The sequence below is a fragment of the Alistipes sp. HGB5 genome, from assembly GCF_000183485.2.
Taxonomy (GTDB): Bacteria; Bacteroidota; Bacteroidia; order Bacteroidales; family Rikenellaceae; genus Alistipes; species Alistipes finegoldii.
In genome coordinates this window covers 1-24,480 of the sequence record NZ_AENZ01000071.1, presented here as the reverse complement: position 1 = coordinate 24,480, position 24,480 = coordinate 1, and the positions used below count along the sequence as shown (strand labels likewise).

Genomic DNA, 24,480 nt, shown 5'->3' with positions numbered 1-24,480 from the left:
AAAAGGTGAAAATCAAAACTTTTCACCTTTTACTTGCATCTTCGCTTCAGACGAGCGCCAGTTTCAGCACTTCGTCGTTGGTCTTCACGTAATGGAACGTCAGCCCTTCGACGTATTCGGGTTTGATCTCGGCGATGTCCTTGCGGTTCTCCTCCGAAAGGATCAGTTCGGTGATGCCGGCGCGCTTGGCCGCCAGAATCTTCTCCCTGACGCCGCCCACGGGCATCACGCGGCCGCGGAGGGTCGTTTCGCCCGTCATGGCGATACGCTCCCGCACCTTGCGTCCGGTGTAGGTCGAGACGATCGAGGTCACCATCGTGATACCGGCCGACGGCCCGTCCTTCGGAATCGCCCCCTCCGGCACGTGGATATTGATGTCGTTCTTCTCGAACGCCGAAGCGTCGATTCCCAGCTCCGCGTGGTGGGCCATCACCCACTCGTGGGCGATCGTCGCCGACTCCTTCATCACCTCGCCCAGATTACCCGTCAGGCTGACTTTGCCCTTACCGGGAGTCAGCACCGATTCGATGTAGAGGATGTCGCCGCCGACCTCGGTCCACGCAAGACCCGTCACCACGCCTGTCATGCCGCCCACTTCGTACTCCTCGCGGAGGAACTTGGGCATGCCGAGAATCTTCTCGACGTCCTTGGCCGTGATTTCGGGCGCGAAGGCTTCGTCGAAAGCGATCTGCTTGGCGCGGGCGCGGGCGATCTTAGCCAGCAGCTTGTCGAGCGAGCGAACGCCCGACTCGCGGGTGTAGCCGGAGATGATGCCTTCGACGATTTGGGGCGTCATCACGAGTTCCTGCTCCTTGATGCCGTGGGCCTCGCGCTGCTTGGGCAGCAGGTGGTCCAAAGCGATGCGGATCTTCTCCTCGACCAGATAGCCCGGAATGTTGATCATCTCCATACGGTCGCGCAGGGCCGGGGCGATGTTGGCCACGTTGTTGGCCGTGGCGATGAAGAGCACCTTCGACAAGTCGTACTCCATGTCGATATAGTTGTCGTGGAAGGTGGTGTTCTGTTCCGGATCGAGCACTTCGAGCAGTGCGCTCGACGGGTCGCCGTGGTTCGAAACGGTCACCTTGTCCACCTCGTCGAGGATAATCACGGGGTTCGACGAACCGCACCGCTTGATGGTCTGGATGATCCGGCCCGGCATGGCGCCGATGTAGGTGCGGCGGTGTCCGCGAATCTCGGACTCGTCGTGCAGGCCGCCCAGCGAAATGCGGCCGAACTTGCGGCCCAGCGCCGCCGCCACCGACTTGCCCAGCGAGGTCTTGCCCACGCCCGGAGGGCCGTAGAGGCAGAGGATCGGCGACTTGAGGTCGCCCTTGAGCTTGATGACGGCCAGATGCTCCAGAATACGCTCCTTCACCTCGTCCAGACCGAAATGGTCGCGGTCGAGCTGTTCGCGGGCGCACTTGAGGTCGAGATTGTCCTTGGTCGTGTCGTTCCACGGCAGTTCGAGCAGCAGTTGCAGATAGGTCATCTGCACCGAATACTCGGCTACGGCGGGGTTCAGCCGCTCGACTTTCTGCAGCTCCTTCTCGAAGGTCTCGCCGACCTCCTTGGGCCAGTTCTTCTTCTTGGCCTCCTCGCGCATCTTCTCGATGTCGGCGTCGGCGCCGTCGCCCAGCTCGTCCTGAATCGTGCGCATCTGCTGCTGGAGGTAGTAGTCGCGCTGCTGCTTGTCGATCTCCTGCTTCACGCGCTCCTGAATCTGGTTTTTCAACTCGGCCAGCTGCTGCTCGCGGATCAGTATTTCGAGCAGCTTGCGGGCGCGGGCCAGCAGGCCGGGGGCTTCCAGCAGCGACTGGCGGTCCTCGTCCGTCAGCTCCATGTTCGAGCAGATGAAGTTGATGATGCCGCGCTTGGAGTCGATGTTCTTAATGGCGAACGCCGCCTCCTTGGGCATCGACGGCGAAACGTTGATGATATTGAGCGCCACGTCGCGGATCGAGTCCACGAGGGCTTCGAACTCGACGCTCTTCAGATCGGGCGTGGTATCGCGCAGTGCGGTGACACGGGCCCGGAAGTAGGGTTCGGTAGTAATGTATTCGCGGATCTCGACCTTCTCCAAGCCGTTCAGGATCACCGTGAGGTTGCCGTTGGGCATTTCAAGAATCTTGATGATGCGCGCCGCGGTGCCGACCTTGTACATGTCGTCCGGCGCGGGGTCTTCGACGTCACTTTCGCGCTGCAGCACGGCGCCCAGAATACCGCCTTCGGCATTCACGGCGCGCACCAGACTGATGCTCTTGTCGCGGCCCACCGTAATGGGGGTGATGGCGCCGGGAAAGAGCACGGAGCTGCGCAGCGTGAGAATCGGAATGATCTCAGGAACCTCCACCTCTTCGACGACTTCGTCACCGCCCGTCACGATGGGGATCACGCGGTGATTGCCGTCGAGCAGATCGGGAAGCAGGTTCACGTCTTCGACTTCGATTGTTTCGAATTTATCTTTTTTACTCATAGCTTACAAATATATAATGTCGCAAAGGTAACGATTTTTTCGTCATATTTATTTCATCTTTGACAGAATGTTAATAACTTTGCAGGTCAAATAACGAAGTAAAACAATTTCATCCCTATGCAAATCGCAGACAAATACTCGCCGCAGGAGATCGAGTCGAAATGGTACGACTACTGGATCGAAAAACGCTTGTTTCACTCGGAACCCGATCAGCGCGAACCCTATACGATCGTAATTCCGCCCCCCAACGTAACGGGCATGCTCCACATGGGTCACATGCTCAATAACACGCTGCAGGACGTGCTGGTGCGCCGCGCCCGCATGTCGGGCAGGAATGCCTGCTGGGTACCGGGCATGGACCACGCGTCGATCGCCACCGAGGCCAAGGTCGTGGCGATGCTGCACGAAAAGGGCATCGAAAAATCGTCGCTCTCGCGTGAAAAGTTCCTCGAATACGCTTGGGAATGGAAGGAGAAGTACGGCGGCATGATCCTCAAGCAGCTGCGCAAGCTGGGCGCCTCGTGCGACTGGGAGCGGACCTGCTTCACGATGGACGGGCCGCGCACCGAGAGCGTCATCAAAGTCTTCTGCGACCTGTTCGAAAAGGGCAGGATTTACCGCGGCGTACGCATGGTGAACTGGGACCCCGCGGCGAAAACGGCGCTTTCGGACGAAGAGGTGGTCTTCAAGGAGTCGCACGGCAAACTCTACTACCTGCGCTACAAGATCGAAGGCACGGACAAGGCGATCATCGTCGCCACGACGCGCCCCGAAACCATTCTGGGCGACACGGCGCTGTGCGTCAACCCCAACGACCCGCGCTACGCCTCCCTGCCGGTCGATGCGCGCGTCATCGTGCCGCTGGTGAACCGTTCGATCCCGGTGATCCGCGACGAATACGTCGATATCGAATTCGGCACGGGCGCGCTGAAGGTCACCCCGGCGCACGACGTGAACGACTACATGCTGGGCGAGAAATACGGTCTCGAAACGATCGACATCTTCAATGACGACGGCACGATCAACGACAAGGTCGGCATGTATGTCGGCATGGACCGTTTCGACGTCCGCAAACAGATCGAGAAGGACCTCGCCGCGGCGGGCCTGCTCGAAAAGACCGAGGAGTACACCAACAACGTGGGATACTCGGAGCGCACGGGCGTGGCCATCGAGCCGAAGCTCTCGATGCAGTGGTTCCTTTCGATGGAGGAGCTGGCCCGGCCCGCGACCAAAGCCGTCATGGAGGATGCGATCCGCTTCGTGCCTGAAAAATACAAGAACACCTACCGTCACTGGATGGAAAACATCAAGGACTGGTGCATCTCGCGCCAGTTGTGGTGGGGACAGCGCATTCCGGCCTACTACCTGCCCAAGGGCGGATACGTCGTGGCCCCGACGGCCGAAGAGGCGCTCGCAAAGGCGCGTGCAAAGACCGGCGACGACTCGCTGCAGCCGAGCGACCTGCGTCAGGACGAGGACGTGCTGGACACTTGGTTCTCGTCGTGGCTCTGGCCGATTTCGGTCTTCGACGGCATCCGTAACCCGGACAATCAGGAAATAAGCTACTACTACCCCACCAACGATCTGGTGACGGGTCCCGACATCATCTTCTTCTGGGTGGCCCGCATGATCATGGCGGGTTACGAATACCGCGGCGAAAAGCCTTTCGGCAACGTATACTTCACGGGCATCGTCCGCGACAAGATCGGCCGCAAGATGTCCAAGCAGCTGGGCAACTCGCCCGATCCGCTGGACCTGATCGCCAAATACGGCGCCGACGGCATGCGCATGGCGATGCTGATTTCGTCGTCGGCCGGCAACGACGTGATGTTCGACGAAGCGCTCTGCGAGCAGGGCCGCAACTTCGGCAACAAGATATGGAACGCCTACAGGCTGGTGAACGGCTGGTCGGCGGACGACAAGGCCGCGCAGGACGACAACAACCGGCTGGCGGTCGAATGGTTCCGCCAGACGCTGGGCCGCGCACTGCGCCAGATCGACGAGGACTTCAGGTCGTACCGCATTTCGGAGGCGTTCATGACGGCCTACAAGCTCTTCTGGGACGACTTCAGCGGTCTCTACCTCGAAATGGTGAAACCCGCCTACGGACAGCCCGTCGATGCGGAGACGTTCGCCGCGACGTGCGGATTCTTCGACGAATTGATGCGCGTGCTGCACCCCTTCATGCCGTTCGTGACGGAGGAGATCTGGCAGGACCTCGCGCCCCGCAAAGAGGGCGAGTCGATCTGCACGGCCCCCATGCCGCAGCCGGTCGAAGCCGACGAGCGCCTGCTGGCCCGGTTCGAACTGGCCAAGGAGGCGATCTCCTCGGTGCGCAACATACGCAACCAGAAGAACCTGCCGCAGAAGGAAGCGCTGACGCTCAAGGTGATCGCCGACGAGAACTACCCCGCCGAATACGCTCCCGTGATGCGGAAGATGGCCAACCTGACGGCCGTCGAAACCGTGACGGAGAAAGACCCCGCGGCAGCGGCGTTCATCGTCAAGACTACCCAGTATTTCATGCCGATGGCGGGCAAGATCGACGTCGAAGCCGAAATCGGGAAACTGACGGAGAGTCTCGCCTACTACGAGGGATTCCTCGCAAGCGTCATGAAGAAGCTCTCGAACGAGCGCTTCGTGCAGTCGGCGCCTGAAAAGGTGGTCATGAACGAGCGCGCCAAGCAGGCGGACGCAGAAGCGAAAATCGCGGCCATCAGGGAGCAGCTGGCGGCGCTGAAATAATCCGGCGTGGCACAAATCACCATATACACCGACGGCTCGGCCTTGGGGAATCCCGGGCCGGGCGGTTACGGCGCGGTGCTGCTTTCGGGCCCTCACCGCAAGGAGCTTTCGCAGGGATTCCGCCTGACGACCAACAACCGCATGGAGCTGACGGCCGTCTGCGCGGCGCTCGAAGCGCTCAAGTTCGAGGGGTCGGACGTCACGGTCTATTCCGACTCGAAATACGTCGTGGACGCCGTGACGAAAGGCTGGGTGTTCGGCTGGGAGAAGAAACGGTTCGCCGGCAAGAAGAATCCCGACCTGTGGATGCGTTTCCTGCGCATATACCGGCGCCACAATGTGCGGTTCGTATGGGTCAAGGGGCATGCCGATACGGTCGAGAACAACCGCTGCGACCAACTGGCCGTGGCCGCCGCCAACGACAAGGCGCATTTATCGGAAGACACTGGTTATGAACCGGAAGGGAGGTGAGCGGCAACGCCCGCCTCTTTTCCTTTTTCGGCCCTTATTTCTCCTAAACTTCGCACTTTTGACCCGCAGGGTCCGATTTTATCATTATTATTCCTATCTTTGTCCCGATTATCACATAACCTGCAAATAATCCGCCCGTAATGCTTAAAATATACATGAGGCTCTTGGGTTTCGCCCGACCCATCCAGAAATACGCAATTCCCTATTTCTTCTACTCGCTGCTCTACGCGCTGTTCAACTCGCTCACGTTCCTGCTGATCATGCCGATCCTCAAGACGATGTTCGACGCCGACTACACGTTCGTATATGTGGAGAAACTTCCCCCGCTGGCCTTCAATCAGGAATACCTGACAGCCTTGTTCAACTACACCTACTCGCATCTGTTCAACGAATACAACCCCGAAAACGTACTGCTCATGCTCGCCGTGGTGACCATTTTCGTGAGCCTGCTGAGCAACCTGTTCCGCTATCTGGGCTCTTGGACGGTGGAGAACATGCGCACCCGCACCCTGCAGCGCATGCGCAACGAGATGTTCTCGAAGGTGGTGGACATGCACGTCGGCTTTTTCAGCGACCAGCGCAAGGGCGACATCATTTCGAAAATCACCTCCGACGTCGGCGTGGTGCAGTTCTGCATCACCAACACCCTGCAGGTGGCTTTCCGCGAGCCGTTCCTCATCATCGGCTACACGGTGATGATGGTCGCCATATCGTGGGAGCTGGCCCTCTTCTCGGTGCTGTTTCTGCCCGTGGTGGCCCTCATCATCGGCAGCATCGTCAAACGCCTGCGCCACCCGGCCCGCACGAGCCAGCAGCGCATGGGCGAGCTGGTATCGACGCTCGACGAGTCCCTTTCGGGCATCAAGGTCATCAAGAGCTACAACGCCGTGGATTATATCAAGCAGAAGTTCTACGACCTGAACGCCGATCTGGCCCGGCTGACCCTCTCGATGGCGCGCCGCCAGCAGCTGGCTTCGCCGATGAGCGAATTCCTCGGCATCTCGGCCGTGGGCGTCATCCTCGTATTCGGCGGTTCGCTCGTATTCAAGGGGTCGCTCAGCCCCGAAGGCTTCATCGCCTTCGTCGCCATGTTCTCGCAGATCACGCGCCCCGTGCGCACCTTCATCGACCAGTTCGCCAACATCAATCAGGGCATCGCGGCCGGAGAGCGCATCTTCTCGATCATCGACGCCCAGAGCGAAATTCAGGACAAGCCCGGCGCGCTGGAGCTGAACGGCCTGAAAGACAAGATCGAATTCCGCGACATACACTTCTCCTACGACGGCAGCCGCGAGGTGATCGACGGCATTTCGTTCGACATCAAACGCGGGGAGACCGTGGCGCTCGTGGGACCGTCGGGAGGCGGCAAATCGACGCTCAGCGAGCTTGTTCCGCGTTTCTACGACGTTACGGCGGGCGACATCCTCATCGACGGCGTTTCGATCCGCGACTACACGCAGGAGAGCCTGCGCGCACACATGAGCGTCGTATCGCAGGACACCGTGCTTTTCAACGACACCATCGAAGGCAACATCGCCATGGGCAAGGCCGGAGCTTCGCACGAGGAGATCGTCGAAGCGGCCCGAATCGCCAATGCCGACTGCTTCATCACCGAAGCGCCCGAAGGCTATCGGACCAATATCGGCGACCGCGGCGTGAAACTTTCGGGCGGCCAGCGGCAGCGTCTCTCCATCGCCCGCGCCGTATTGAAAAACCCCGACATCCTGATTCTCGACGAGGCGACTTCGGCCCTCGACACCGAGAGCGAAAAACTCGTGCAGGACGCCCTCAACAAGTTGCTGGAGGGCCGTACTTCGGTAGTCATCGCACACCGTCTGAGCACGATCCACAACGCCGACAAGATCATCGTCGTCGATCACGGACGCATCGCCGAACAGGGCACGCACGCCGAACTGATGGCCCGCGGAGGAATCTACGCCAAACTGATCGAACTGCAGTCGTTCGAATAAAATATCCCGCTCGTATGAAAAGCGAGAAAGAGAAGATGCTGGCGGGCGAATGGTTCGACCCGCGCGACGAGGAGCTGACGGCCGACCGCGACCGCGCCACGCTGCTGATGCACCGGCTCAACGTCGAATGTCCCGGCCACGACGCAGCATACCGCGCCGCTCTGCGCGAGCTCTGTCCCAATGCAGCCGGATTCATCCGCGCGCCCTTTTACTGCGATTACGGCTACAACATCCATATCGGCGAAGGCTCTTTCGTCAATTTCGACTGCGTCTTCCTCGATCTGGCTCCGATCCGTATCGGACGCAATACGCTGATAGGCCCCAAGGTACAGCTGCTCACCCCGCACCACCCGCTGGACCCCGACCTGCGTGCGACAGGCCGCGAAGCCGGCAAACCGATCACCATCGGCGACAACTGCTGGCTGGGCGGCGGCGTCATCGTCTGTCCGGGCGTCCGGATCGGCAACGGCGCGATAATTGGAGCGGGTTCGGTAGTTACGCGCGACATTCCCGCGGATTCGGTTGCCGCCGGCAATCCGACCCGCGTAACCCGCACGATTTCACACACTTAACTGCGACTCCGTTATGTTTACCTCCGGCGCTCCCGATCTTCAATCGTTGATGCAGCTGCTCGACGCGGCCCAAATGGGGTGGTGGAAGGCGGATTTCCGCACGGGCGAACTGTTCTTCTCCGACTACATCGTCGATCTGCTGGGACTCGGCAGCAACCGGGCCGCAGTCGGGGAACTGATGCCGCTGACGCGCGAAGATTACCGGACACGGATACACAACGAATTCCTGTCGCTCAAGGTCGGAAACCATTTCGACGAAACGTTCCCCGTCGTACTGCCGGAAGGCGAAATATGGATCCATACGCAGCTCGTCCGCAAACAATCGGACCCGCAGCAGGGCATCAAACTCTTCGGCTACCTCCAGCGCGTTCCGGTCGCCGGCCGGAAAGAGGCGGACGTCCTCACGCTCGAAAGCAACTATTACGCGGTGCTGAAGGAGAACAAACACATGGACGAGCTGCTCGACCACCTGCCGATCGGCTACTTCCGCATCCGGCTGCTCTACGACGACGACGGCCAGGCGACCGACTACCTTTTCCTCTCGGTCAACCAGACGGCGCAGCAGATTCTGGGCGTAGACGCCGCTGATTACCTCGACAAGACCGCCCGCGAAATAGACATCCCCGTAGACCGGCACATCGACGAGCTGGCGGCCATCAGGCTGGGGGATTACAAGATGGACCAGTGGCATGCCTCCAAAACCGGCCGCTACTGCCGCAGCTTCCTCTACAACACCCCCAACGACGCGACGGAGATCGTGATCCTGATCCTCGACATCACGGACGTCGTCACGGCGCATCAGGCGCTCGACGAAAAGGAGAAACTGCTGCGCAACGTCATTCAGAACGCCCCGATCGGCATCGAGATATACGACCGCACAGGGCATCTGGTGGACATCAACGCCCGCGATCTGGAAATGTTCGGCGTAACCGATCCGGCAGGCATCCGGGGACTCAGCATTTTCGACAACCCCAACTTCTCGGCCGAGATCAAGGACTGCATCCGCGAAGGCCGGGGTACGGACTTCACCACACGCTACGATTTTTCGAAAGCCCGAAGCTATTACGACACCAGCCGGAGCGGCTACATCGACTGGACGGCCCGCATCCGGTGTCTCTACAACGACACGGGCGAAATCACCCACTACCTGCTCATCAACATCGACAACACGGAACTCCGCCAGACGCAGGACCGGCTCACGGAATTCGAAGCGCTGTTCCGCCTTATCTCCGAATACGCGCAGGTGGGATACATCAACTACAACCTCTGCAACAAAGAGGGTTATGCGCAGAGCGTCTGGCTGCGCAACTACGGCGAAGCCGACACGGCCGCCATCGGCGACGTCATCGGCAAATACCGTCATATCCACCCCGACGACCGCACGGTGCTGCTGAACCGGCTGGCGCAGTTCGAGTCCGGGGAGATACAGTCGGCATCGGTCTCCTGCCGCGTCCTGCACGACGACGGCCGGACGACATGGATCAAAAGCCACCTCATCTGCCGCGAATACCGGCCGCAGGAGCAGGTGATCGACATGCTGGGAATCAATTACGACATCACGGCGCTCAAACAGACCGAGCAGGAGCTGATCGCCGCCAAGGAGCGGGCCGAGGAGTCCAACAAGCTCAAGACGGCGTTCCTCGCCAACATGAGCCACGAAATCCGCACGCCGCTCAACGCCATCGTAGGCTTTTCGCAGCTGCTGACCACCGAGGAGGACCCCGAAGTGCGCAAAGAGTACAACGACATCGTGTCGCTCAACAACGGACTGCTGCTGCAGATCATATCCGACGTACTGGACCTCTCGCGCATCGAATCGGGGCATGCCGATCTGGTCAGGACCCGGTTCGACCTGCGGACGCTCTGCCGCGAAGCCGTCGAAACGTTCCGCCTGCAGACTCCGGAGGAAGTCGTGCTGGACGTCGAAAAGGGACTGCCCTCCTGCACCGTCTGCCAATACAGGCAGGGGCTGATGCAGATATTGGCCAACTTCATCCGCAACGCACTGAAATTCACACCAAAAGGATTCGTCACGGTGGGATTCGAACGCAAACGGGACCGGCTGAGTCTCTATGTCCGCGACACGGGCATCGGCATTCCGGCCGAAGAGCTGGACAAAATCTTCGAACGGTTTTACAAGGTGGACACCTTCACGCAGGGCACCGGACTCGGACTTTCGATCTGCAAGAGCATCGCGGAGCAGATGGGCGCACAAATCGGCGTCGATTCCGCCGTCGGCGAAGGTTCCTGCTTCCGGGTCGAAATGCCGATCGCGGAATAAGCCCACGCCGTTTTTGCGGCGGCGGCCTAATCGGCGGAATTTTGCAGATTTTCAAATCTTTTTTATATCTTTGCGAGTTGTCGGAAAACGAATGACGTTTCCGGCAGTTCCGGCTTTGCTCCGGGTGCAGGATCCGAACGAAAACAAAACACATACACCATGAAGTTCAAAGAGTATAAAGGTCTCGATCTGGCGCAGACGGCCGCCGACGTGCTCGGCGAGTGGGACGCCCGCGATACATTCCATAAAAGCATCACCACGCGCGAAGGACACCCCGCGTTCGTATTTTACGAAGGCCCCCCGTCGGCCAACGGCACGCCGGGCATCCACCACGTCATGGCCCGTACGATCAAGGACGTTTTCTGCCGCTACAAAACGCAGCAGGGCTACCTCGTGCACCGCAAGGCGGGCTGGGATACGCACGGACTTCCGGTCGAACTGGGCGTCGAGAAGAAGCTCGGCATCACCAAGGAGGACATCGGCAAAAAGATCACCATCGAAGAATACAACCGCACCTGCCGCGAAGCCGTCATGGAGTTTACGGGCATGTGGGAGGACCTGACCCGCAAGATGGGCTACTGGGTCAACATGGACGATCCCTACATCACCTACGACAACAAATACATCGAGACGCTGTGGTGGCTCCTCAAGCAGCTCTTCGACAAGGGGCTGCTCTACAAGGGCTACACCATCCAGCCCTACTCGCCGGCGGCGGGAACGGGTCTCTCGACCCACGAGCTGAACCAGCCCGGCTGCTACCGCGACGTCAAGGACACGACCTGCACGGCGCAGTTCGAAGTCATCCGCGACCAGAAGAGCGAGAAGCTTTTCGCCGGCGTCGAGGGACCGCTCTATTTCTTGGCTTGGACTACCACGCCGTGGACCCTGCCCTCGAACACGGCGCTGGCCGTAGGTCCCGCGATCGAATACGTCAAGGTCAAATGCCGCAACCCCTATACCGACCGTCCGCAGACGGTCATCCTCGCCAAAGAGCTCGTGCCCGCATACTTCACCAAGAAAATGGAGGGAACCTATGAGATTACGGGCGAAAGCTGGCAGGGTCCCGAACTGGAAGGCATCCGCTACGAGCAGCTCATCCCGTGGGTAAAGCCGATGGGCGACGCGTTCCGCGTGATCGTCGGCGACTACGTGACCACTTCGGACGGTACGGGCATCGTGCATATCGCGCCGACGTTCGGTGCCGACGACGACCGCGTAGGCCGCGCCGCAGGCATTGCGCCGCTGTTCATGGTGGACAAGGCCGGCAAAAATCAGCCGATGGTAGACAGGCAGGGCAAATTCTTTCTGCTGGAGGAGCTCGATCCCGAATTCGTGAAAAATAATGTCGACGCCGCAAAATACAGGGAGTATGCGGGCCGTTATGTGAAAAACGCATACGATCCGAATATCGCCTGCGATGCCGAGACGACGCTCGACATCGACATCGCGGTGATGCTCAAAGCCGAAAACAAGGCCTTCAAGATCGAGAAGCACACCCACTCCTACCCCCACTGCTGGCGTACGGACAAACCGGTGCTCTACTACCCGCTCGACTCGTGGTTCATCCGCACCACGGCCCTGCGCGAGCGGATGATCGAACTGAACAAGACGATCCGCTGGAAGCCCGAATCGACCGGCACGGGCCGTTTCGGCAAGTGGCTCGAAGGATTGGTGGACTGGAACCTTTCGCGTTCGCGCTTCTGGGGAACCCCGCTGCCGGTATGGGCGACGGAGGACTACTCGGAGCTGAAGTGCATCGGCTCGATCGAAGAGCTGACGGGCGAAATCGAAAAGTCGGTCGCCGCAGGCTTCATGAAGGAGAATCCCTACAAAAATTTCAAGGTCGGCGACATGTCGGCGGAGAACTATTCGACCAAAAATATCGACCTGCACCGCCCCTATGTGGACGGCATCGTGCTGGTCTCGTCGAAGGGCGAGCCGATGAAGCGCGAAAGCGACTTGATCGACGTGTGGTTCGATTCGGGAGCCATGCCCTATGCGCAGCTGCACTACCCGTTCGAGAACGGCGGCGAGCATTTCAAGACGGTCTATCCGGCCGACTTCATCGCCGAAGGCGTGGACCAGACGCGCGGCTGGTTCTTCACGCTGCACGCCATCGCCTCGATGCTGTTCGACTCGGTGGCTTTCAAGAACATCATTTCGAACGGTCTTGTGCTCGACAAGAACGGCAACAAGATGTCCAAGCGCCTGGGCAACGGCGTCGATCCGTTCGAGGTGCTGGCCACCTACGGAGCCGACGCCACGCGCTGGTACATGATCTCCAACTCGCAGCCGTGGGACAACCTCAAATTCGATAGGGACGGCGTGGACGAAGTGCGCCGCAAGTTCTTCGGAACGCTCTACAATACCTATTCGTTCTTCGCCCTCTACGCCAACGTGGACGGATTTACGGGCCGGGAGCCGGAGGTTCCCGTGGAGAAGCGTCCGGAGATCGACCGCTGGATCATCTCGCTGCTCAACACGCTGGTCAGGGACGTGACGCGTTCGCTCGAAGATTACGACCCGACGCCTGCGGCGCGCGCCATTCAGGAGTTCGTGGGCGAAAACCTCTCCAACTGGTACGTACGCCTCAACCGCAAGCGTTTCTGGGGCGGCGGCATGAACGAGGACAAACTGGCGGCCTATCAGACGCTTTACACCTGTCTGGAGACCGTTTCGATGCTCGCGGCGCCGTTCGCACCGTTCATCTCGGACCGCATTTTCTGCGACCTGAACGCCGTAAGCGGCCGCCATACGGACGAATCGGTACACCTCTCGACCTTCCCGAAGGCCGACGGGAAGCTGATCGACGCCGATCTGGAAGAGATGATGTCGCTGGCCCAGCGCGTATCGTCGATGGTGCTGGCCCTGCGCCGCAAAGTCTCGATCAAGGTGCGCCAGCCGCTGACCAAAATACTGATTCCGGTGCTCGACCCGGCAATGACGCAGCATATCGCCGCCGTGAAGACGCTCATCATGAACGAGGTGAACGTCAAGGAGATCGAGCTGATCGAGAACACGGCGGGCATCATCACCAAGCGCATCAAGCCCAACTTCAAGACGCTGGGACCGCGCTACGGCAAATACATGAAGCAGATCGCCGCCATGACCGCGGAGTTCACGCAGGAGCGGATCGCCGAAATCGAAGCCGCTCCGGAGACGATTCTCGACCTCGGCGCCGAGAAGATCGCCGTAACCCCCGCCGATTTCGAGATCACCTCGGAGGACATGCCGGGCTGGCTCGTGGCGTCGGAAGGCAAGCTGACCGTGGCGCTCGACATCACCGTAACGGAGGAGCTGCGCGCGGAAGGCGTGGCACGCGAGTTGATAAACCGCATCCAGAATATCCGCAAGGATTCGGGATTCGAAGTGACGGACAAGATCCGGGTCGAGATCGAGCAGAAGGAGCTTGTGGCCGACGCCGTCACCAAATACGCCGGTTACATCGCATCGCAGACGCTGGCCGTCGAGGTCAAGACCGCGGCACAACCTGCGGGCGGAGTGATCGTCGATTCGGATGTCGATGACGAGCCGGTACGGATCGCCGTAACGCGGATTTAGCCCGTCCGGAACGTCTCCGAATCCCTTTTTCGGTGAATTTGGAACGGCAAGTGTTTCATGCTGAGCACGATGCGCGGGTATGTCCGGACGGAATCGTATAATGAGATGTAAAATTTGGTATTTACGAAAAAAATAGTTAATTTTACATAAAACCTAATTAAGGAGAAGACGACTATGGCAGACGAAAGAACGAGATACAGCGACGCCGAACTCGAAGAGTTCAAGCAGCTTATCCTGAAGAAGCTGGAGAACGCGCGTGCGGACTACGAGCTGCTGCGCGCCACTATCACCCACACGGCAGACAACGACACGGAAGATACCTCGCCGACGTTCAAGGTCCTCGAAGAGGGCGCAGCGACTCTCTCGAAAGAGGAGAGCGGACGCTTGGCGGCGCACCAGATGAAGTTCATACGCAATCTGGAAATGGCGCTCGTGCGTATCGAGAATAAGACTTACGGCATCTGTAAAACCACGGGCAAGCTCATTCCCAAGGAGCGCCTGATGAAAGTGCCCCACGCCACCGAGTGTATCGAGGCCAAGGAGGGACGCAGGTAGAACCGGAAGGGCGCGCAGACGGACTCCGACGCGGCGTCACGGCCCCGGTACGATTCCGGAAGGCGGAAAAATCGCAGGACATGCCCGGAGATAACATCCGCAGAGAGTGTATATTGAGGAAAAGACGACCGTCACGGCCGTCTTTTCCTGTTTCGGGGAGCCGCTTTTTTATACGTTTTGCCGAAAAATTACGTTATCTTTGATGACATGTATCGCCGGATCTGCATACTCGTACTAACCGTCCTCGCGGCAGTGAGCGTTTGTTTCGCCCGAACGGCCGGTCCCGGCATGCGCGGTCCCGAAATAACTTCGCCCAACATAAACTCGCCCGACGGATTCAAGCCCGACAGCCTGAACACCGCCACCTCCGAGCGCAATCAAAGGCTATATGACAGCATCCAGTCCAAGACTAACCGCCGCGCCGTGCCGCGCATGCTCTACAGAATGCTTTTCGTAAAGCCCGTGCTGGACACCACATTCAGCGGCCGCGTAGTGGACGAAAGCCGCCTGCTGGAACCCTATGCGGGAAAAACCGTGGGCGACATCACCATCGAGCGTCAGCATCCCTTCGACTCCGACGGCAACTGGCTCGAACGCACGGGCAACAAGATACACATGCTGACGCGCGACCGGGTCATCCGCCGCGACCTGCTCTTCAAGCCGGGCGACAAGATCGACCCGCAGCTGATCGTGCGCAACAAGCAGCTGCTCCGCTCGCGCCCCTACATCTCCGACGTCGATATCACCCTGATGCCCGATTCGCTGGATTCGACACGCGTCAATATGGTCATATGCACCCGTGACAGCTGGACGATCAGCGTCGACGGCGCCATCCACGGCGAGGGCCGCACGATGGTCGGACTGTCGGACGCCAACATTTTCGGCTGGGGCAACACCCTGAAGTTCAATACCAACTTCAGCCGCAAAGACTTCTCATACGGCGGCAACATCGTCGAATACGAAATCCCCAACGTTCTGGGAAGTTTCTACACGGCGGATTTTTCGGCCGGACGCGACTTCTACAACTCGGAGCTGAACATGGGGCTGCGCAAGGAGTTCATACGTCCGACGGACTATGAAATCGGCCTTACGTACAGCGATGTCAAGTCGAAGCGCTACATGATCGACCTCGACACTTCGCTGCTCATCAAGGTCCGCAATCTGGACGCATGGGGCGGCAAGTCGCGCTATATCCGCTCCATCAATTCGAGCATATATTTCACGGGACGCTACAGCTACGCCCGTTTCAGCCGGCGGCCGCTGGTAGCCCCCAACCACAACCCCGCGCTGCACGACTACGACGCCATGCTCTTCGGGGCCGGTCTCTACCGCGAGAAGTTCTATTCGGCCAACATGATCTACGGATTCGGCACAAGGGAGTACCTTGCGACGGGTTACAAGGCCGAGCTGGTCGGCGGATACTCGTGGGGCGAATTCAACGACGAAATGTATCTGGGCATGACCTATACGACCGGCGGATTCCGCTCGGTGGGCTACGTCATGGGGAGTTTCACGCTGGGCAGCTATATCGACCTTGCAACCGGCATGTGGCGCCATAGTGCGGTGGACGTGGACCTGAAGTGGTTCTCGAACCTTTTCATGTTCAAACGCAGCCGCATCCGCCAGTTTCTGGCCTTCAACTATACGCAGGGATGGAACCGCGGCACGGGCAGCGACGAAATAATCCGCATGACCCGCATAAACGGACTGCAGGCGCTCAAAGAGCATGTCACCGGCACCAACCGCATGATCCTCAACACGGAGACCGTATTTTTCACCCCCTACCAGCCCCTCGGCTTCCGTATCGCCCTGTTCGGATTCGCCGACTTCGGACTGATCGGCTATTCCCCCAACATCTTCAAGAACGACTTCTTCACTTCGTTCGGCTTCGGCGTGCGCATCAAGAACGAAAGGCTGATTTTCAACACGATACAGATACGTCTGGGACTCGCCTTCGGCAAACGCGGACTGGTCGAGAGCGAATATGTCCGCGTATCGAACCAGACCCGCATCGAACAATACCGTTACCGTCCGACACGGCCCGAAATCGTGGGATTCAAATAAGTCGGCGGACCGGACAGCCAACAAAAAAACGGAGGTCTCGGACCTCCGTTTTTTTATTGCCCTTCGACGATCTGCCCCTTGTCGTCGATCGTCATCACCCGGTCGTACTGTTTCACTTTCGCCGTAAAGTCGTGGAAATCTTCGGCTTCCTGATACTTGCAGGGAACGACCTCTTCGCCCTTGCGGTTGATATAGCCGTACCCCAGCCCCTTGACGAAAACGCGGGCCAGACCGCAGCTGAAAGGATATGCCTCGTGGTATTTGAAGGGTACGACGAGCTGGCCGTTCGTGGCGATATAGCCCCAGCGGGCGTCGTAGAAATCCTCGGAATTTACGCCGAAACGCATCACCGGGGCGCGCATCTCGCTGAACTCGCCGGCATCGTCCCACTTGGCGGGGAGCACTTCGCGCCCTTCGGTGTCGATATACCCGCAGCGCGGCTCCATCCCCTGAAAATTCATGCCGTAAAGGTTGGTATTGAACGGCGCCAGACCGTCATGGAACTCCCCGATGCGTTTATAGCGGAACGAGCTGACTTCATTGCCGTTGCGGTCCACCAGTCCGTAATTGACATTGTTGTAGCTCACCACGGCGACACCGCCCGAAAAGGGCTTCGCCACGGCGAAACGGGGCGAAATCGCCACATTGCCCTTTACGTCCACATAGCCGAAATTGCCGAACTGTTCGAGCATAAAGGCCGCAAGTCCTTCGCCCGGCGTATCGAGGTAGTAGTACCGGCACGGAATCGTCTCGCGGCCCAGCGTATCGATCAGTCCCCACTGCCCGCCGTAAGGCTCGTCGCGCAGCATCATGCTGCCTCCGTAGTTGGTCCGGGCATAGCCGTCCTTGAAATCGGAAATGTAGGTGAAGAAGCAGGGAAGCACTTCGCGGCCGTCGGCGTCCAAGAAGCCGTGCTTGCCGCCGCTCGTCACGGGAATCAGCCCGTATGCGTTAGGCTCGCCGATCAGGTTGTAGTCGCACGGCACGACCACTTCGCCGTTTTCGCGCAGATAGCCCCACTTGCCGTCGCGCAGCACACGCATCCAGCCCCGCTCGTCCGGCTCGCCGATTTCGGAGTACAGGCAGGGAATAACCATCTTCCCCGACTTATCGACGCGGCCCCAAAGCTCGCCCGCGGCCTGCACCCACGCCATGCCGTCCTCAAACGGTTCGGCAAGCACGAACTGCGGAGCGATCACGAGCCGTCCCACGGTGTCGATATATCCCCAAGCTCCTTCGGGGACCTGCACCGCGGCCAGTCCGTCGGCAAATCGGCGGGCGTCGGCATAGCGGCATTCGATCGCCAGCCGCCCCGTTCCATCGACATAGCCCCAGCGGCCTACGCCCTCGTTGATATCGAGCACGGCCGCGCGGTTGTCGCTCATCTCCCCCACTTCGGCATATTTGGCCGTACGTTTTTCGAACGACTGGCCGCACGAGACGAGCGTTACGACTGTAAGAAAAAATAGCAGGCGTTTCATAGCTTCTGTTTTGTGTTTCCCATGCAAAGATAGCGCAAGCCGGGCGCAGAACCAAATTTTTCGGTTTCGCCCGGAACGGTTCTCCGCAGGGAAGGCGTCGTCCCGGCAAAACCGACGGCGGCCGGGCTGAAAATTCACCGCGCCGACGCCCGCCGAGACTGCCGCCAACCGGAATTTACGCAGGCAAGGACAACTTGTCACGGGCGATTTCCGCAAGTTTCGGGCCTGCATTGCCCGCACGCCGAAAAAACCCGGAACGGCAAAACCGTTCCGGGCGCGAACTTTTTATGCTTATGGCGGTTGGTTTTCGTCGTATACAACCGGACGGCAACGGATTTTATCGTCTCAACCCGGCAATCCGTCCCCCTCCGGCTGTCTGCGGTTACCTGCGGCTATCTGCGCGTCGTAATCTTGATTACGCCCTCGCTGCCGGCACCGTATTCCTTGGCGGCCTCCTTGCCCCGCAACACCTCCATACGCTTGATTTTCTGGGGTGCAAGCCGAAGCACGTCCGCTTTGGACGCTTGCTCGCCGTTAATGAAAATCACGTAGTTATCCGGTATCTCCGAAGGATTGTGCAGCGTGACGCGGCCCGTAAAGACCGTTTTGCCGGACTCCGTTTTCGAATGATCCACGCGCGTCGTGCCTTCGCCGGTCGTAACGCGCCAATAAGACGGCGTTTCCGACGCCGTCCCGCCGACCGCACCCGCGACGACCGCCCCGCCGTCAGCAGTATCGGCGGAGGAGTCCTGCATATCGACTGCGATCGCCTCGGAGAAGGAGATTTCCGACTTTGCCTGCGCGCGGGCTTCGTCCAGCTGCTTCTGCGCCATTTCGAGCTGTTTCTGCGCCCGCTTCCACTCCTCGGCCGACATATACCGGCGTGCCGCATCCAGCCCGGCACGGGCGGCCTGCATCCCCGCTTCGGCGGCTTTCAGGCCGGCGTCCGCAGCCTGCATCGTCTGTCCGGTCATAATGCGCATCATCCCCTCCGCAGCAGCGGAGTCTTCCCCCTGCACGGCAGCGTCCTTGGTAATGCGGATCGACCGGACGTTTCCGGACAACTCTTCCAAGTCGCCGGCATCGACGTCCCGCCCGTTTATTTTCCAGACCATGTCTCCGCCGAGCGAGTCGCGCCTGCCGTCGATCCTGTAGGTCATCGTACGCACTCTCCCCGCAAGGGAATCAGGCTCTGTCCCGGCTCCGCGCACCACGAGGGCAGTCGAACTGCTGTTGCCGCCGTACGTGAACGTCTGCATCTGCGGGTCGGCACCGCCCTCCTTCGTCGTGACGATAATCACGCCGTCCCGGCCCTTTTCGCCGTACGAAGCTTTCGACGCGGAATCCTTGAGCACCGAGACCGAAGCGATCCGGTCGGGCGACAGCGAATCGATCGATTTCACTTCGCGGCCGTCCACCAGAATCAGCGGATTGCCGGATTTTCCGTCCGAAGGGTCGATTTTTGCGTTCCGAATGAGAATCGTAACATTTTCTTTTTTACCTTTGTCATCAGGAAAAACATAGGCGGTGCGGGCGAACGCTCCGAGGGCGAGTCCCGCAAGCGGCAGCACGAAAAGCACTCTGGCTACGGCCCACCGCGACGATCTTTTACGTAACATCATGGTAATACGGTTTTTAAGTTTACTGTGATTAAAGCTGTTGGCGACTGAGTACCACCTCCCGCCGGCAGCTTTCCTTATTAATAATAGTTGATAATGTTTCGCATCGACGCCGCTGTCGAGGACGGCCTCGTCGGCTTCGTATTCGTGAATGGCCCGCAGTTCGCGGCGAAGCAGCCACATCGCGGGGTTGAACCACTGGAGGCAGCCCGCGAGATCGGTGAGCAGCAGATCGACCGAATGGCGCAAACGCAGATGGGCCTTTTCGTGCAGGACGATCGCGTCGCCGTTTTCGGCCAAATCCTTCTCTGACAGCACGATATAACGACACCAGCTGAAAGGCGTCACCGAACGGCCAATACGCACCAGCACCGTTCCGTCGGCCAGCCGTTCACGACGCCCCCGGCGGATCATGCGGATCACGCCGAAAACCGATCCGAACGTCCAGAGCAGCGTCGCCCCCGCTCCGGTCAGAAAAACAAGGGCAGCGGCCTTATCCCACGGAAACGGTTCGGGCTGCGGTTCGGCTGACGCCTCGAAGAGCTGCTCCGCAGCCGGCATCTCCGGTGCGGCAGGCAGCTCACGGTAGATCGTAATGACACAGAACGGCAGTATAAACGACAACACCATAGCCGCCAGCACCACGATACGGTTCAGGCGGTGGAAGGTCTCGCGGCTCAGCAGCAGTTTGAAAAAGAGGTAAAACACCGCCAGACAGGCGCCGACCTTCAGGCTGTAGATCATCAGGGCGTACATGGCTACCGGCGGTTTTGATTTTCGATGCGGTCGATCAGCTCTCGAAGGTCCTCGACCGAAATCTTCTCCTCCTCGACCAGCGCGGAAACCGCCCCAAGATAGGAATTCTCGAAATACTTGCTGATGACACCGCCAAGCGTGCGGCGGGAAAACTCCTCTTCGGTCACCACCGGATAATACTGATAGGTGCTTCCGAAGGTCTTGTGACCGACATAGCCCTTGGCTTCGAGGGCGCGGACCATCGTCGAGAGCGTATTGAAATGGGGTTTAGGCTCGGCGGCCAGCGCGACCAGTTCCCGCACGAACAGCGGGCCGTGTTCCCAGAAACAGCGCATCAGTTCCTCTTCCCTGCGTGTCAGTTTTTCCATAGCGTCGGTTGTTTTTAAGACCGGGAAAAAGAGTAAGTCCCGGTGTCCGACAGCAAAGGTAACTAAAAAAAATTCACATGCAACTATTTTACATAGTTTTTAAACTAAAAAATATAGTTTACATCTGACAAACAGAAATTCAACCCCTAAATTCGCCGCAAACAACACCCGACGACCCGGTAACTCCGCCCCGCCGGGAGCTGGAACAAAAAACCCCGGCCTTACAGGCCGGAGTTTTGTAGGTAAGAGAAAGTGCAGAAAAGAGTAAATATTTTGTTTACAGTTATTAAATTCTCTCTTCTACATGTACTCGGAGTGATACAATTGCAAAATCGGGCAGGTTTAACGATGAGTTTTGTTACTTATCCGTTACCTGCCCGAAATGCTTTGATTTGCATTTAAGGCAGTCGTTTTCAGTTCGTTGCATCGAATTTCCGCATAACAAATAACTTGACTTAACGTTTAACCCATCCACAAAGTTCAAGTTATCATGCAACGCAGCACTTTCAAAGTCCTTTTCTACGTAAAAAGGCAGTCGGAAAAACACGGTCAGGTTCCCGTCATGGGTCGTATTACGATCAACGGTACAATGTCGCAGTTCAGCTGCAAACTCTCCGTTCGTTCCTCTCTCTGGGATGCCAAAGCCAACAAAGCCTCTGGCAAAAGTCTCGAATCGCAGCGCATCAACGAGAAGCTGGAGAATATCAAGACCAATATCGGCAAACAGTACCAGCGTCTCTGCGACCGGGACTCATACGTTACGGCCGAAAAGGTCCGCAACGCCTTCCTCGGTATGGGCGATGATTGCCGCCTGCTGTTACAGACCTTCGACGAATATCTTGCGGAGTTCCGCAAGCGTGTGGGCAAAGACCGCGCTTATTCCACCTACGAGGATTACTGTCTGCGTCGCAGACGTCTTGCCGCTTTCCTCGAATACGAATACCACGTCAAGGACATTCCTTTCAAAGAGTTGAATCGGAATTTTATCGAAAAGTTCGTCGTTTACCTCTCCACGGTAAAAGGTCTTGCTTCCGGAACGATCAGTGCCGGGGTCAAGAAACTGCGTCTGATGACCTATACGGCGTATAAGAACGGGTGGATTCTCGTCGATCCTTTTGCAGGATTCCATGTCAGGCCTAAATACGCCGAACGGCGCTATTTGTCCGCTTCGGAACTGCAGGCCGTGATGGACGTCGAACTTCCCAACTACCGTACGGGCATTAACCGGGATGTCTTCGTTTTCTGCGCCTTTACGGGTCTGAGCCATGCAGACGTGGTGAAACTTACCCATGCGGACATCCATACGGACTACAACAGGAATCATTGGATCATCGACAAGCGGCAAAAGACGGGTACACAGTTCCGTGTTAAACTCCTTCCTATAGCCGAAATAATCTATGACCGTTATAAAAATCTGCATCTGGAAGGTAATAAGGTCTTTCCGATCAAACGCTACTATAAGACGATGAACATGTCCTTGCGGCATGTTGCCAGACTCGCAGGATTATCGTTCAATCCGACAATGCACATGGCCCGGCATACCTTTGCCACGACGGTTACGCTTGCACAGGGCGTACCTTTGGAAACGGTCAGCAAAATGCTGGGACATAAACGGATCACCACGACCCAAATCTACGCCCAAATCACCAATGACAAGATCGGCCGGGATATGGCGGCGTTGAGCGAGAAACTCGACAGTATCTTCAAGGTCGCGCAGTAAGCCGAGCGAATCGCCCGCAGCCGATACAGAAAATTCAGAAACTCGAAATAAGAAGGATTGTAATTGAATTTACGTATAATTTAACTTATGCAATACCGACATACAATCGTATTAACACAAAGGACTGTAATATGGCGCGCAAATTCGTAAAAGCAGGTTTGCATGCGGAAACATTGCGATTCGGTTATTTAAGATGACCCGATATAAAGACGCATGTAACAATTTGTCTATCTGAGTGTAAGTTTATTGCTGCAAATTGATTCTGATTATTATCTAATGAAGTATAAGGTTTATCCAAATATCTAAAGTTGTAGAACTTTTTTGATCTCTTGCTCCATATTCAGAAGTTTCATGTGTGTTAAAAACATTTGCTCGTCTATACGATTTCTAAATTAACAAAAGCCGCGTATCACTTACGCGATACGCGGCTCCACTAATTGCGATTAGGTACAACTTATAACCTTTCGGCAGATCTTCAGGATATATTGATAAACAGGCAGCCATTAACTATTCCATTCGACAAGTTAATATCCGTTGCCGAAGAGTCCAAACGTCCCGACTACTTTCCGAGCAGCTTCTTGACCTCTTCGGCTACGGTCTTGCCGTTGTAACCGAACTTCTCGTCGAGAACCGTATAGGGAGCCGAATAGCCGAAGTGATCCAGACCGTGGATCATACCTTTCTCGCCCACAAGACCCATCAGGTTCACAGGAAGTCCCGACGTCAGGCCGTAGCGCACCACGCCCACCGGAAGCACGCTCTCCTGATACGAACGGGGCTGGTCGCGGAAAAGACCCTCGCTCGGTACGTTCACCACACGTACGGCGATACCCTCGGCGGCAAGCAGGCTGGCACCCTCCACGAGCGTCGAGACCTCCGAGCCGGTGGCGACCATCACAACTTCGGGCTTGGCCGAATCAAGCACCACGTAACCGCCCTTGGCGACCTGAGAGGCCTCCTCGCGGCGGCTTGCCCCCAGCGCCGGAAGGCTCTTGATGTTCTGACGCGACAACACCAGCGCAACGGGACGCTGCTCCTCGACGGCCAGCTTCCACGCCATGACGGTTTCATCGCCGTCGGCCGGGCGCAGCACGACCATCGAACGTTCGTCGTGGTGGTTTCGGAGGTGTTCCATCAGGCGGATCTGGGCTTCATGCTCGATCGGCTGATGCGTAGGACCGTCCTCGCCAACGCGGAACGAGTCGTGCGTCCAGATATAGATCACATGCAGGCGCATCAGCGCCGAGAGACGCACTGCCGGTTTCATGTAGTCCGAGAAGACGAAGAACGTGCCGCACGCAGGAATCACACCCCCGTGCAGCGCCATGCCGTTGGCCACGCAGGCCATCGTCAGCTCCGAGACTCCCGCCTGAAAGAATTTACCGCTGAAGTCGCCCTTCGTGAAGGCCTTGGTCTTCTTGAGGAAGCCGTCCGTCTTGTCCGAGTTCGAAAGGTCCGCAGAAGCCACGATCATGTTCTCGATCTTTTCGGCGAAGACGCCCAGCACGGCAGCCGATGCCGCGCGCGTCGCCACACCGGCCTTCACCTCGATCGACTTGTAGTCGATTTCGGGCACGCGCCCCGAAAGGAACATATCCAGTTTGCGGGCGAGATCGCCGTGTTCGGCGCGCCACGTCTTCTCGACCTCGGCCTGACGCGAGGCCCATGCGCGCAACGCTTCGCGGCGCTCGGAGAACGCTTCGCGACTCTCGGAGAAAACGGCGAACGGATCGTTCGGATCCCCGCCCAAATTCTTCACCGTAGCGGCGAAGTCGGCACCGGCGGCCGTAAGCGGCTGCCCGTGGGTCGAAACCTTGTCCTCGAAGCTCTCGCCGGAAGGA

14 protein-coding genes are annotated in these 24,480 nt (G+C 58.2%); 9 read left to right on the top strand and 5 right to left on the bottom strand.

Features of this window, described 5'->3' with window-relative positions; genetic code table 11:
• Nucleotides 1-46: 46 nt before the first annotated feature.
• Complete coding sequence (gene lon / locus HMPREF9720_RS12250) at nt 47-2,476, bottom strand: endopeptidase La (protein WP_009598691.1); 2,430 nt, start codon at nt 2,474-2,476, stop codon at nt 47-49.
• Nucleotides 2,477-2,593: 117 nt separating this feature from the next.
• Between lon and HMPREF9720_RS12245 the strand changes: the two genes are divergently transcribed.
• The 8 genes from HMPREF9720_RS12245 (at nt 2,594) to HMPREF9720_RS12210 (ending at nt 16,695) form a co-directional block, all read left to right on the top strand.
• The gene (locus HMPREF9720_RS12245; protein WP_009598711.1) at nt 2,594-5,221 is read left to right on the top strand and encodes a valine--tRNA ligase; all 2,628 of its coding nucleotides are present in this window, start codon (nt 2,594-2,596) and stop codon (nt 5,219-5,221) included.
• A 6-nt stretch (nt 5,222-5,227) separates the two neighbouring features.
• Nucleotides 5,228-5,692 (top strand): ribonuclease HI, encoded by a 465-nt coding sequence (gene rnhA / locus HMPREF9720_RS12240; RefSeq protein ID WP_009598701.1) that lies wholly within the window; start codon nt 5,228-5,230, stop codon nt 5,690-5,692.
• A 140-nt stretch (nt 5,693-5,832) separates the two neighbouring features.
• Nucleotides 5,833-7,662: an ABC transporter ATP-binding protein gene (locus HMPREF9720_RS12235; RefSeq protein WP_009598706.1), complete on the top strand. Its 1,830-nt coding sequence runs from the start codon at nt 5,833-5,835 to the stop codon at nt 7,660-7,662.
• Between the two features lie 14 nt (nt 7,663-7,676).
• Nucleotides 7,677-8,234, top strand: coding sequence for a sugar O-acetyltransferase (locus HMPREF9720_RS12230; RefSeq protein WP_009598704.1), 558 nt, complete (start codon nt 7,677-7,679; stop codon nt 8,232-8,234).
• Nucleotides 8,235-8,247: 13 nt separating this feature from the next.
• A complete protein-coding gene (locus tag HMPREF9720_RS12225; protein WP_039940645.1) occupies nt 8,248-10,515 on the top strand; it encodes a PAS domain-containing sensor histidine kinase in 2,268 nt (755 codons plus the stop codon).
• A gap of 159 nt (nt 10,516-10,674) precedes the next feature.
• A complete protein-coding gene (ileS, locus tag HMPREF9720_RS12220; protein WP_009598689.1) occupies nt 10,675-14,076 on the top strand; it encodes an isoleucine--tRNA ligase in 3,402 nt (1,133 codons plus the stop codon).
• Nucleotides 14,077-14,250: 174 nt separating this feature from the next.
• The gene (locus HMPREF9720_RS12215) at nt 14,251-14,631 is read left to right on the top strand and encodes a TraR/DksA family transcriptional regulator (protein WP_009598700.1); all 381 of its coding nucleotides are present in this window, start codon (nt 14,251-14,253) and stop codon (nt 14,629-14,631) included.
• Between the two features lie 207 nt (nt 14,632-14,838).
• Nucleotides 14,839-16,695: a hypothetical protein gene (locus HMPREF9720_RS12210; RefSeq protein ID WP_039940642.1), complete on the top strand. Its 1,857-nt coding sequence runs from the start codon at nt 14,839-14,841 to the stop codon at nt 16,693-16,695.
• A gap of 53 nt (nt 16,696-16,748) precedes the next feature.
• Here the strand turns inward: HMPREF9720_RS12210 and HMPREF9720_RS12205 are convergent, their stop codons facing one another.
• The 3 genes from HMPREF9720_RS12205 to HMPREF9720_RS12195 all read right to left on the bottom strand — a co-directional run bounded on the left by HMPREF9720_RS12205 (nt 16,749) and on the right by HMPREF9720_RS12195 (nt 20,919).
• Nucleotides 16,749-18,176 (bottom strand): WG repeat-containing protein, encoded by a 1,428-nt coding sequence (locus HMPREF9720_RS12205; protein ID WP_039940640.1) that lies wholly within the window; start codon nt 18,174-18,176, stop codon nt 16,749-16,751.
• 392 nt (nt 18,177-18,568) lie between these two features.
• Nucleotides 18,569-20,551: a M56 family metallopeptidase gene (locus HMPREF9720_RS12200; RefSeq protein WP_009598705.1), complete on the bottom strand. Its 1,983-nt coding sequence runs from the start codon at nt 20,549-20,551 to the stop codon at nt 18,569-18,571.
• 2 nt (nt 20,552-20,553) lie between these two features.
• A complete protein-coding gene (locus tag HMPREF9720_RS12195; RefSeq protein WP_009598699.1) occupies nt 20,554-20,919 on the bottom strand; it encodes a BlaI/MecI/CopY family transcriptional regulator in 366 nt (121 codons plus the stop codon).
• Between the two features lie 490 nt (nt 20,920-21,409).
• Here HMPREF9720_RS12195 and HMPREF9720_RS12190 point away from each other — a divergent pair, with 490 nt between their 5' ends.
• Nucleotides 21,410-22,639 carry a site-specific integrase gene (locus tag HMPREF9720_RS12190; RefSeq protein ID WP_009598717.1) on the top strand — a complete coding sequence of 410 codons (1,230 nt, stop codon included), beginning with the start codon at nt 21,410-21,412 and terminating at the stop codon, nt 22,637-22,639.
• A gap of 559 nt (nt 22,640-23,198) precedes the next feature.
• On the opposite strand, the gene HMPREF9720_RS12185 is transcribed toward HMPREF9720_RS12190, so the two are convergent.
• Nucleotides 23,199-24,480, bottom strand: a 1,282-nt coding sequence (locus HMPREF9720_RS12185) for a transketolase-like TK C-terminal-containing protein (protein WP_009598710.1), incomplete at its 5' end; no start/stop codon positions are given.

Excerpts from the sequence above, each read along its gene's own strand:
- HMPREF9720_RS12200 (WP_009598705.1), bottom strand. The coding sequence starts at position 20,551 with ATGTACGCCCTGATGATCTACAGCCTGAAGGTCGGCGCCTGTCTGGCG.
- HMPREF9720_RS12245 (WP_009598711.1), top strand. The coding sequence starts at position 2,594 with ATGCAAATCGCAGACAAATACTCGCCGCAGGAGATCGAGTCGAAATGG.
- HMPREF9720_RS12195 (WP_009598699.1), bottom strand. The coding sequence starts at position 20,919 with ATGGAAAAACTGACACGCAGGGAAGAGGAACTGATGCGCTGTTTCTGG.
- HMPREF9720_RS12190 (WP_009598717.1), top strand. The coding sequence starts at position 21,410 with ATGCAACGCAGCACTTTCAAAGTCCTTTTCTACGTAAAAAGGCAGTCG.
- HMPREF9720_RS12205 (WP_039940640.1), bottom strand. The coding sequence starts at position 18,176 with ATGAAACGCCTGCTATTTTTTCTTACAGTCGTAACGCTCGTCTCGTGC.
- lon (WP_009598691.1), bottom strand. The coding sequence starts at position 2,476 with ATGAGTAAAAAAGATAAATTCGAAACAATCGAAGTCGAAGACGTGAAC.
- HMPREF9720_RS12235 (WP_009598706.1), top strand. The coding sequence starts at position 5,833 with ATGCTTAAAATATACATGAGGCTCTTGGGTTTCGCCCGACCCATCCAG.
- HMPREF9720_RS12210 (WP_039940642.1), top strand. The coding sequence starts at position 14,839 with ATGTATCGCCGGATCTGCATACTCGTACTAACCGTCCTCGCGGCAGTG.
- HMPREF9720_RS12225 (WP_039940645.1), top strand. The coding sequence starts at position 8,248 with ATGTTTACCTCCGGCGCTCCCGATCTTCAATCGTTGATGCAGCTGCTC.
- HMPREF9720_RS12215 (WP_009598700.1), top strand. The coding sequence starts at position 14,251 with ATGGCAGACGAAAGAACGAGATACAGCGACGCCGAACTCGAAGAGTTC.
- HMPREF9720_RS12230 (WP_009598704.1), top strand. The coding sequence starts at position 7,677 with ATGAAAAGCGAGAAAGAGAAGATGCTGGCGGGCGAATGGTTCGACCCG.
- ileS (WP_009598689.1), top strand. The coding sequence starts at position 10,675 with ATGAAGTTCAAAGAGTATAAAGGTCTCGATCTGGCGCAGACGGCCGCC.